The following is a 10,232-nucleotide window of genomic DNA, read 5'->3' on the forward strand; positions in this document are numbered from 1 at the left end:
TATTTGTCATGAGGAAAAGTCAATTATAATATTATTTTACTAATTCCATTGTTTCTCTAGCTATCATTAATTCTTCATTAGTTGGTACGATAAGAACTTTTACTTTAGAATTTTCATCGCTTATAATTCTTTCCTTCCCTTTTATGTCATTGAGTTCTTTATCAATAGAAACACCAATAAACTTAAGACCTTCACAAACCATTTCTCTGATTAATGGAGAATTTTCTCCAACGCCTGCTGTAAACACTATAGCATCAACTTTTCCCAATTCAGATGCATAAGCTGCAATGTATTTCTTAACATTGTTAGCGAATAATTTCAATGCCAATTCCGCTCTTTTGTTACCTTTAGCAGCTTCATCTTCAAGATCCCTAAAATCACTGCTTATGCCTGAAACTCCAAGAACACCGGATTTTTTATTTAAAACATCATTCACTTCGTCGCTGCTCATGTTTTCTTTTTTCATCAAGAAAGGGATTATAGCAGGATCGATGTTTCCTGATCTTGTACCCATAGCTAAACCTTCTAGAGGGGTGAATCCCATGCTAGTGTCAATTGAAATTCCAGATTTTATTGCGGTTACACTAGCACCATTTCCTAGGTGGCAAGTTATAATGTTCAAATCTTTAAAATCATTTTCTAGTATTTCTGCTGTCCTAATGGCAACATATTTATGGGAAGTTCCATGAAAACCATATCTTCTAATTTTGTATTTTTCATAATACTCATATGGAATTGCATAAATATAATTTTCCTCTGGTATTGTCTGATGAAATGCAGTATCAAAAACTGCAACCATTGGAACATCAGGCATAATTGCTTTACAAGCTTCAATTCCAATAATATTTGGTGGATTATGTAGAGGTGCTAATTCAATGTTTTTTTCCAATGCTTCCATAACTTTATTATCAATAATTACAGACTTTGAAAAATCTTCTCCTCCATGTACAACTCTATGTCCAACTGCAGATATTTGGTCCATGGATTCAATTACACCATGCTCTTTACTAATAATTGCATCAACAACCATTCTTAACGCTTTTTTGTGATCTTCTATTGGTTCTTCGATAATAACTTTTTCAGAGTTCAATGGTTCATGTTTTATTCTGGATCCATCAATTCCAATTCTCTCTACTAATCCCTTAGCTAAAACCTTTTCCCCTTCCATATCTATGAGTTGATATTTAAGGGAAGAACTACCACAATTGATTACAAGTATATTCATCTGACAACCTCCTAGTAATATTCTATATTTATAGTATATTATTTATGTTATAAAATCAACAATTAAAATATAAGTAATTTTTGTTATTTATGTAAAAATGTATTAGAATATATTGTATATTAAAAGATAGGAGTAATTTTATGAAAACTGTAGCTCTAATAACTGAATATAATCCTTTTCATTTTGGACATTTATATCATTTGAATATGGCAAAAGAGTTAACAAATGCTACCCATAGCATGTGTATAATGAGTAGTTCTTTTGTTCAAAGAGGGGAACCAGCAATCGTGGACAAATGGTCTAGAGCTAAAATGGCAATAGAAAACGGGATTGATTTAGTCATAGAACTTCCCTATTTATCATCAGTACAGACAGCGGAGCTGTTTGCTTATGGTTCAGTGCGTATACTCGAAGAATTAAATGTCGTTGATTATCTAGCATTTGGTAGTGAATTAGGTGAATTAGATATTTTGAAGGAAATTGCAAATGTATTAGTAGAAGAACCGTTTTACTTTAAAAAAGAACTTAAAGCGAATTTATCTAGAGGAACATCCTATCCTATTTCTCGAAATATAGCTATTATGAATTATTTTTCAGATGTCTATAGTGTTGAAATAAGTGATATATTAAATAACGCAAATAATATACTAGCAGTTGAATATCTAAAGGCTTTAAGAAAATTAAAATCCAATATAAAGCCAATAACTATTAAAAGAAGAGGGCACAACTACAATGATACAAGTATTTCTAATGGGTATGCTTCTGCGAGTGCAATTAGAAAACATATTTTCGATAAAGGATTGCATGATAGTTTTAATTTGGTACCTGAAAATACTTTTGTGATATTAGAGCAATTCTTAAAAGAACATAAAACATTTAATAAATTAGATAATTATTATGCTATATTAAACTATTTGTTAATAAATACGAATAGCGAGGATCTAAAAAAGCAATTTGATATTAAGGATGGATTGGAAAACAGAATTATTGAAAAGTCGTTTAATTCTAAATCTTATGAGGAGCTAATAGGTACGATAGCATCAAAAACACATACGCGCTCGAGGATAAGACGTGCTTTATTGCAATTAATTTTGAATACAAAAAAAGAAGATATCGATAACTATTTTGCCTCGACTCCTAAATACATTAGAGTATTAGGAGCTAACCAAAAAGGATTTGAATTGCTTAAAAAGATAAATGACGTTTCTAATTTAATTGTATTAAATAAATTTTCAGATTATAAAAAGATTGATATATTAAAGAATGATATTTCTATTAAAAAAGAAATATTAGCAACTAATATTTATTACTACGGTTTATGCCCATTACAACCTATCATAAATAAAGATTTTCAAACAACGCCTTATACAACTAAGTAGGTGGGTGGCCGCCTACTTAGTTGTGTCTTTAACATCATCCGATATTACTTTTAGCTCTTTTCTATTATCGTTAAGAAGTTGAATTAATTCTTTTAATCTCTCTTGTGTTTCATATAGCAATTCATCTGCGTAATCTAATGCACCATTTCTTATTTCTTCTGCACTTAATTGAGCTTTTCTTATTATCTCATTTGCTCTTTGATTTGCATTTTTTAATATTTCTTCTCTATCAATCATTTGCTCTAATTTTAGTTGTGTATCATTAAGTATATTTTCAGCTGTCTCTTGAGCTTGAGAAATTATTCTCTCTCTTTCTTCCTTTATCCATGCAGCTTGTTTTATTTCATCTGGAAGTTTGATTCTAATTTCTCTTAATAGTTCAAGAATTTCTTCCTTGTTTACCATTACTTTATTTGTTAATGGAACAGATGTCCCAGCCTCAACAATATCCTCAATCTCGTCTATTAACTCTAATATATCCATAATCAAACTCTCCCTTCATATTTATTTACAAGTGCATTTTCTACAACTTTTGGTACAAAGCATTTTACATCTCCACCATAAGAAGCTATTTCCTTAACAATACTCGAACTTAAGAAAGAAACATCAGAAGAAGCTACCATGAAAAGAGTCTCTAAATCAGGATAAGATTTCTTGTTTATCAGCGCCATCTGTAATTCATATTCATAATCCGATACTGCTCTTAATCCTCTAATTATCGTTGAACAATCTATGCTTTTAGCAAATTCGGTTAACAATCCAGAAAAAGATAGAACTTCTATGTTTTCTATATCTTGAGTGGCTTGCTTAATTAAGTATATTCTTTCATCAACACTGAACAAACTATTCTTATTCTGATTATTCAAAACAGCGATTATTGTCTTGTCAAATTTTATTGAACACCTTCTAATAATATCCAAATGTCCATATGTTATAGGATCAAAACTTCCCGGGTATATTACTTTCATTTGCAGTCACCTCATAGTTTCTAAAATAAGTCATTGACTTGTTTCCGTATTTTCTAATGTCAGCAATCTTTAAATTGCCAAAGCTTTCTCTTAATAATAAATTAACATTATGCTCTGCAATAAGAATACCATTAATTTTCAATATATTCAATGAAGATATTTTTTCTAAAGTTCTATTATAAAGTTCTACATTATCATAAGGAGGATCCATAAAAATATAATCAAATTTTAGACCTCTATTTGATAATAAATCTAATGCTTTTAATACATCCATTCTGAATACCTTTGCATCGGTTAAGAAACCTGTCAATTCAAGATTTCTATTTATTAATTGAATACTATCAATTGAATTATCAACAAAAAATACTGTTTCAGCGCCTCTGCTTATAAATTCTATCCCAATGCTTCCAGTACCTGAAAACAGATCTAGAACTATCGCGTTTTCTACAATAGGACTTATTATATTAAACATAGATTCTTTAATACGGTCTTCAGTTGGCCTTATATTATAAGATTTAGGTCCGTATAATTTTTTTCCTTTTCTTTTGCCTGATATGACTCGCATTGTAAAACACCACCACAATTAATTGAGTATTATTTCATTATCCATATTATAAATTAATTCATCAACTTTATTCTTTAGTAAAGTATATTTTGAGTCGAAAATTAATTTATTTTCGCTAAGAATATATTTTGCATCATCTTGAGCAACTTTTAAAATATTAATGTCTCTAAAAAGATTTGCAATTTTCAATTGCGGAATTCCGTGTTGTTTTGTTCCAAAAAATTCACCAGGACCCCTTAAGTATAAATCTTTCTCAGATATTTCAAAACCGTCATTTGTTGATTGTAAAACTCTCATTCTCTCCCTAGCAATTTTACTAAAATTATCATTCAATAAAATACAATACGATTTATGAGATGATCGGCCAACCCTTCCTCTTAATTGGTGGAGCTGAGATAAACCAAATCTATCTGCATTATATATTACCATTGTATTTGCATTAGCAACATTTACCCCTACTTCTATAACTGTAGTAGAAACTAAAATTTTGATCATTCCATTTTTAAAATCACCCATAACTTTTTCTTTTTCTTTCTGGCTTAATTTGCCATGTATCAAACCACAAATATATTTTTCTCCGAATTTACCATTTAATTTATGATAAACACTTTCTGCTGAATTTAAATTATCCGAATTGTTTGATTCAATTAGTGGGCAAACGATGTATACCTGATGGCCATTTTCTATTTGCTTTATGATAAAATTAAACACTTCATCCTCTTTGTCTGTACTCATCACAAAAGTTTCAATTTTTTGTCGACCTGGAGGCAATTCTTTAATAGTTGATATATCTAGGTCGCCATATAATATCAAAGCCAGACTCCTAGGTATTGGAGTTGCAGTCATTACCAATATATCAGGCGAATTTCCTTTAGCTGCTAGTTTCATTCTCTGATTTACCCCAAATCTGTGTTGTTCATCAGTGACAACTAACCCAAGTTTTTTGAATAATACATTTTCTTGTATTATCGAATGTGTACCGATTAAAATATCAATCTCACCTAAAGCCAAATTTTTCAGTATTTCTTCTTTTTCCGTTTTATTAGTGCTGCTAGTTAGCAGTGCAATTTTTATTTCTATTTTACTAAATAAAGATGTTAATGTTTCATAATGTTGCAATGCAAGAATCTCTGTTGGTGCCATCATAGTTGCTTGATAACCGTTCAATACTGCATTAAACATGGCAATGGCACTTATTACTGTTTTCCCAGAACCAACATCACCTTGAACCAAACGATTCATTTGTTTTTCACAGGCCATATCGTCTAATATTTCATTTACAACATCTTTTTGGGATTTTGTCAATTCAAATGGTAAGCTTTCAATAAAAAGATTCAACTTATCATGTCTAATGAAATTGATTCCCTTATCCGTTTTATCTTTTATTTTTATATTACTCATAGTCAATTGTAGTACTAGCAATTCTTCATACGCAAGAGTTTTTCTCGCCTTTTCAAGTTCTGCCATGTTGTTTGGAAAATGCAATGCTTTTATGGCGGATCTTTTATTCATCAAATTATAATGATTGCGTAGTTCATCGGGCAATATATCATCAACATATATTAAATATTCTTCTAAACAATTCTTTATTATATTTATCATTTCTTTATTGCTAAGACCATCCGTTAAAGGATAAACTGGTAATATATTAATAAAAGAGCTAGCATTTGTATAAGGTGATATTTCAGGGTTTTGTATTTGTATTTCATATTTATTTTTAGCTATTTTCCCTCTACAAAAATATTTCTCTCCAACCTTTATTTGATTTTTAAGGTAAGTTTGATTAAACCATATAAGGGATATGTCACTATCACCATCAGTTGCAATTACTTTTAATAATTTTAGATTATTTCTTAAGTTAGAAATAGTTGGAACTGTTTTTATTGTAACTACGCAATTCAGAGTTTCATTATTTTCATACTCTTTAATAGATTTGATAGTAGTTCTATCTTCATAAGACCTGGGAAAGAAAAAAATAAGATCTTCTACTGAATGTATATTTAATTTATTTAATTTTTCAGCTCGCTTTGGTCCTACATTTTTCACATATCTAACATTTTTCTTAAGATCATTCATATCTTTATCACTCCAAATAAACCCTACCTTAAGGTAGGGTCTTTTTTATTCTAGTGAAAATATATAGTAGTATACTGGTTGATTTCCTTCAACAAGATCTATCTCTAACTCACTAAATTTATTTTCTAACTGCTTGACAAGATCTTCTGCTTTGTTCTTATCAACTCCTTCTCCATATATAATTGTTATTACAGAAACATCATCATTAATCAGTTTTTCTATCAACTCTTCAGACACTTCATTAATGTCTTTCCCGACTGCCAATATCTCTTTATCAGTCACTCCAATTATATTTCCCTTTTCTATTGTTTTACCATTTAATTGAGTATCTCTGATTGAATAGGTCACTTGAGCAGATATGACATTTGACATAGCTTTGTTCATATTACTTAGATTTTCACTTAATTCTTTATCAGGATCGAATGCTACTATTGCTGATATTCCTTGAGCTATGTTCTTTGAAGGAACAATATAAACATTTTTCGCACTAACATTTTTTGCTTGTTCAGCAGCTAATATTATATTACTATTATTTGGCAATATAATTATATTTTCTGCATTTGATTTTTCTATAGCACTAAGAATATCTTCAATACTAGGATTCATGGTTTGCCCACCCGTTATTATATGATCGACATTTAAACTTTTGAATAATTCATTTAAGCCATTCCCTGTTGATACTGAAATTATATAGTATTTTTTTACTGGCTCAGAATTATTAACTTGTCTTTGTGCGAGTTCATCTTTTAATAGAATTTCCTCATGTTGATATCTCATGTTATCAATTTTAATATCCCTAAGTTCTCCCAATTGCAACGCTTTCTCTAGAACTTCTCCTGGATTGTTAGTGTGTATATGAACTTTTATAACTCCATCAGCACCTACTACAAGTAGTGAATCACCATAAAATGATAGTTTATCTCTAAAGCCATCAATATCTTGATGATTTGTAACGATAATGAATTCTGTACAATATCCAAATTTAATATCATCAGTATCAATTTTTTGTCGCTTCAAAGAAATATCTGAGACTATTGGTGATGATATAGATTTATTTGCTAATGTGGTTACTTCTCCGGATAAAAATTCTAATGCTCCTGTCATAAGAAATAATAATCCTTTTCCACCAGCATCTACCACATTAGCTTGTTTAAGTACTGGCAACATCTCAGGAGTTTTAGCTAAGACTACATTTCCATGAGCAATTACTAATTCTAACAATTCATTGATATCTTTTACATTATCACATATCTTTAAAGCATATTCTCCACACTCTCTAGCTATAGTCAAAATCGTTCCTTCAGTAGGCTTCATAACAGCTTTGTAGGCAGTTTCTGAAGCTTTACTCATTGCAAAAGCAATTGTTTGTGCATCTATTTCTTTTTTATCATTAATTCCAATGCTAAAACCTCTAAATAGCTGGGATAAAATAACGCCTGAATTACCTCTTGCACCCATTAGAGAACCTTGACTTGCAGCTTGAATTATCTTAGATGCATCATTCTCAATAATTTTTTGAGCGTTATTGACAGCTGATCGCATGGTTAAACTCATATTTGTACCTGTATCTCCGTCTGGTACAGGAAATACATTTAAAGCATTAACAACTTCTTTGTTTTCATCGAGATAGTTATAACTTGCTTCTAAAGCTGCTTTAAGTTTCCAACCATCTATAAAAGTATTTATCAACTTGTGTCCCTCCTAATAATTAAAGATCACTTTCAGTTCTGATGCCTTGAACAAATATATTAATATCATCAATATATATACCAGTATAAAATTCCAAATTATATTTTACTCTTTCAATAATATTTTGACATACAGTTGATATTTTTACACCATATTCTAGAATAAGATATATATCAACATTAACATTATTATCATTTATTGTAACTTTTATACCCTTGTAGGATGGATCAAATCCAAAAAAGCTAAATATCTCTTCAAAAGAGTCTTTTGAAGCTTTATCTACAACACCATAGCTTTCGATGACTGCCATTCCTACTATTTCTTGAATTACACTTTCTTCAATAAAAATAGAACCAATTTCATTTTTTATTATAAGTGGCAAAATATTACCTCCCTCACTATCTTATCTTTAACATTCTACAATAATATAGATAAATATTCAACAAAAAACTAAGCATTCATTATTTTACTTGCAATTAATACGATTTGTATGGTACAATACAAGTTGTTGTAGAGGAGCTGTTACTGATATATTGTTTTGGGAGGTGTTTTTATGAGTAAAAGATGTGAAATATGTGGTAAAACTAAATCATTTGGGAATAAAGTTACTTTTTCCAACAAAAAGAGCTCGAGAACCTGGTCTCCTAATGTTAGGAAAGTAAAAGTGGTAGTTGATGGAACAACAAAGAGATTAAATGTATGCACAAGATGCTTAAGATCAGGAAATGTTCAAAGAGCAATATAGTAGAGGTTTTTTAAAAAAGCTTACAGTTTAAAAAAACGGTAAGCTTTTTATTTAGTCTTTAGATAAAATCAGTAATCCTTCTCCACTGTGTTTTATTATATATCCTACATTCTCTTCAATTTCATTACTTATCCCAAAACTCGATCCAAACTCAATATGTTTTTTTGTTAAATTATAATGGAAACCATTTAAGGTAATGACTATTCCATCTAAGCACATAGGTATTATCGATATATACTTAAAAGTCTCATCCTTAGAAACTATTTGTTCTGGTTTAATAAGTTTAATTATATTATTATTATCTATGATTTGAGTATCAATATTTAGATCTGATAATTTTTTTAAAAGAAATATATTTGCAAGAGAGTGATCTATTCTAGTACCAGTTGCACTTACTAATGTAATATTATCTGGATTTTGCGGTAATATCAAGTCTATTGCTATTTCTGTATCTGATTTATCTTTTTCCTTTGGATAAACAATAGTTTTAACTTTCTGAGATTTTAAATAAACTATTGATTTTTTGCTAATTGAATCTAAATCACCTACTAAATAATCAGGTAATTTATTAATTTTTAGTAGTTGTTCTACACCTGCATCAGCTGCTATTATGACATCATTTTGCTCACATAGGGATATCAATTTGTCTTTATTAATTTCATTGCCGCCTGATACTACTAGTGCTTTCATTTTTCCACCTATCCCAACCTATTATTGACAAAATATTTTTTTAATGGTTTCCAAATAATAATTAAGACTATTAAAGAAATAATCAATTCTGGAATTAAATATGTTGCATTATATATAAATGAATATATTATAGGATTTTGGTTCCCAGCATATTCAGAGAAAAAAACAACACCAGATATCACATGTGATATCAGTCTGCCGAGAATAGCTAAAGTAGTCCATAATATCATCGAAAAATAGCCTTTTTTTTGACTTGTTTTTATTTTTGCAAAACCAGCGATTCCTAAGATTCCAAATGCTATTGGATAATCTAAAAGCAACTGAACTGGATGAAAGAAAAATGGTTTTAAAATAAAGTCTAATATTCCATAAATTGCTCCAACAGAAATTCCAGGTAGAACCCCCCATCTTAAAGAATAGATAATTATAGGTATCATCTTTCCTGCAGATATGCTTCCACCATTTGGCATTTGGTAGATTTCAATGTATCCTAGTAAAACTGACAATGCAATCATCATACCGCCTTCAGCTAACATTAATACATTTGTATTCTTCTTCATTTTTTATTCCTCCTTGTACAATATAGTTATAATCAAATTACAGTTTTCCACTGTAATAATTATCAATTTCTTAAATAATAATATAGTCTTCTTTTCTAATCATTAAATACATTTCTTTGGCTTCTTATCTTAGCCATAAAGCCAGTTTATTTTGGCCTGAACCATGAACAATATTGTATAATTAATTTATGGATTTGGAGGTTGATGCAATTCCTCCTAGGACGCCTTTATGCGACTACCTGTAAAAAAGAGTATCTATCCATTCTCATAAGATTACATTATTTGGCTGGTTGAGGCCAGTTAACACTGGTTCCTCGTGTCACATGCAAGGTTGT

11 protein-coding genes are annotated in these 10,232 nt (G+C 29.8%); 2 read left to right on the plus strand and 9 right to left on the minus strand.

Annotation, left to right across the window (positions count from 1 at the left end; genetic code table 11):
* Positions 1-31: 31 nt before the first annotated feature.
* The gene (locus tag BO51_RS03760) at positions 32-1,225 is read right to left on the minus strand and encodes an acetate/propionate family kinase (protein WP_496484117.1); all 1,194 of its coding nucleotides are present in this window, start codon (positions 1,223-1,225) and stop codon (positions 32-34) included.
* 140 nt (positions 1,226-1,365) lie between these two features.
* On the opposite strand from BO51_RS03760, the gene BO51_RS03765 reads away from it, so the two are divergent.
* Positions 1,366-2,604 carry a nucleotidyltransferase gene (locus BO51_RS03765; RefSeq protein WP_496484119.1) on the plus strand — a complete coding sequence of 413 codons (1,239 nt, stop codon included), beginning with the start codon at positions 1,366-1,368 and terminating at the stop codon, positions 2,602-2,604.
* Positions 2,605-2,616: 12 nt separating this feature from the next.
* Here BO51_RS03765 and BO51_RS03770 read toward each other — a convergent pair whose 3' ends face one another.
* Genes BO51_RS03770 through BO51_RS03795 form a run of 6 tightly spaced genes read right to left on the minus strand, consistent with a single transcriptional unit; the run spans position 2,617 to position 8,284 of the window.
* Positions 2,617-3,087, minus strand: coding sequence for an ATPase (locus BO51_RS03770; protein ID WP_496484121.1), 471 nt, complete (start codon positions 3,085-3,087; stop codon positions 2,617-2,619).
* A gap of 2 nt (positions 3,088-3,089) precedes the next feature.
* Positions 3,090-3,572: a pantetheine-phosphate adenylyltransferase gene (gene coaD, locus BO51_RS03775; protein ID WP_496484123.1), complete on the minus strand. Its 483-nt coding sequence runs from the start codon at positions 3,570-3,572 to the stop codon at positions 3,090-3,092.
* Positions 3,544-4,137: a 16S rRNA (guanine(966)-N(2))-methyltransferase RsmD gene (gene rsmD / locus BO51_RS03780; protein WP_496484125.1), complete on the minus strand. Its 594-nt coding sequence runs from the start codon at positions 4,135-4,137 to the stop codon at positions 3,544-3,546. Before rsmD ends, coaD begins: the two co-directional genes overlap by 29 nt.
* 18 nt (positions 4,138-4,155) lie before the next feature.
* Positions 4,156-6,213 (minus strand): ATP-dependent DNA helicase RecG, encoded by a 2,058-nt coding sequence (gene recG, locus BO51_RS03785; protein ID WP_496484127.1) that lies wholly within the window; start codon positions 6,211-6,213, stop codon positions 4,156-4,158.
* Between the two features lie 45 nt (positions 6,214-6,258).
* Positions 6,259-7,902, minus strand: coding sequence for a DAK2 domain-containing protein (locus BO51_RS03790; protein ID WP_496484129.1), 1,644 nt, complete (start codon positions 7,900-7,902; stop codon positions 6,259-6,261).
* A gap of 19 nt (positions 7,903-7,921) precedes the next feature.
* The gene (locus BO51_RS03795) at positions 7,922-8,284 is read right to left on the minus strand and encodes an Asp23/Gls24 family envelope stress response protein (RefSeq protein WP_496484131.1); all 363 of its coding nucleotides are present in this window, start codon (positions 8,282-8,284) and stop codon (positions 7,922-7,924) included.
* Between the two features lie 171 nt (positions 8,285-8,455).
* Between BO51_RS03795 and rpmB the strand changes: the two genes are divergently transcribed.
* Complete coding sequence (gene rpmB / locus BO51_RS03800) at positions 8,456-8,647, plus strand: 50S ribosomal protein L28 (protein ID WP_135271544.1); 192 nt, start codon at positions 8,456-8,458, stop codon at positions 8,645-8,647.
* Positions 8,648-8,698: 51 nt separating this feature from the next.
* Here the strand turns inward: rpmB and BO51_RS03805 are convergent, their stop codons facing one another.
* Together BO51_RS03805 and thiT are read right to left on the minus strand one after the other, a co-directional pair.
* The gene (locus BO51_RS03805) at positions 8,699-9,337 is read right to left on the minus strand and encodes a thiamine diphosphokinase (protein WP_496484133.1); all 639 of its coding nucleotides are present in this window, start codon (positions 9,335-9,337) and stop codon (positions 8,699-8,701) included.
* 8 nt (positions 9,338-9,345) lie between these two features.
* Positions 9,346-9,897, minus strand: coding sequence for an energy-coupled thiamine transporter ThiT (gene thiT / locus BO51_RS03810; RefSeq protein WP_496484135.1), 552 nt, complete (start codon positions 9,895-9,897; stop codon positions 9,346-9,348).
* Positions 9,898-10,232: the final 335 nt, after the last annotated feature.

This window comes from Soehngenia saccharolytica DSM 12858 (assembly GCF_059568515.1).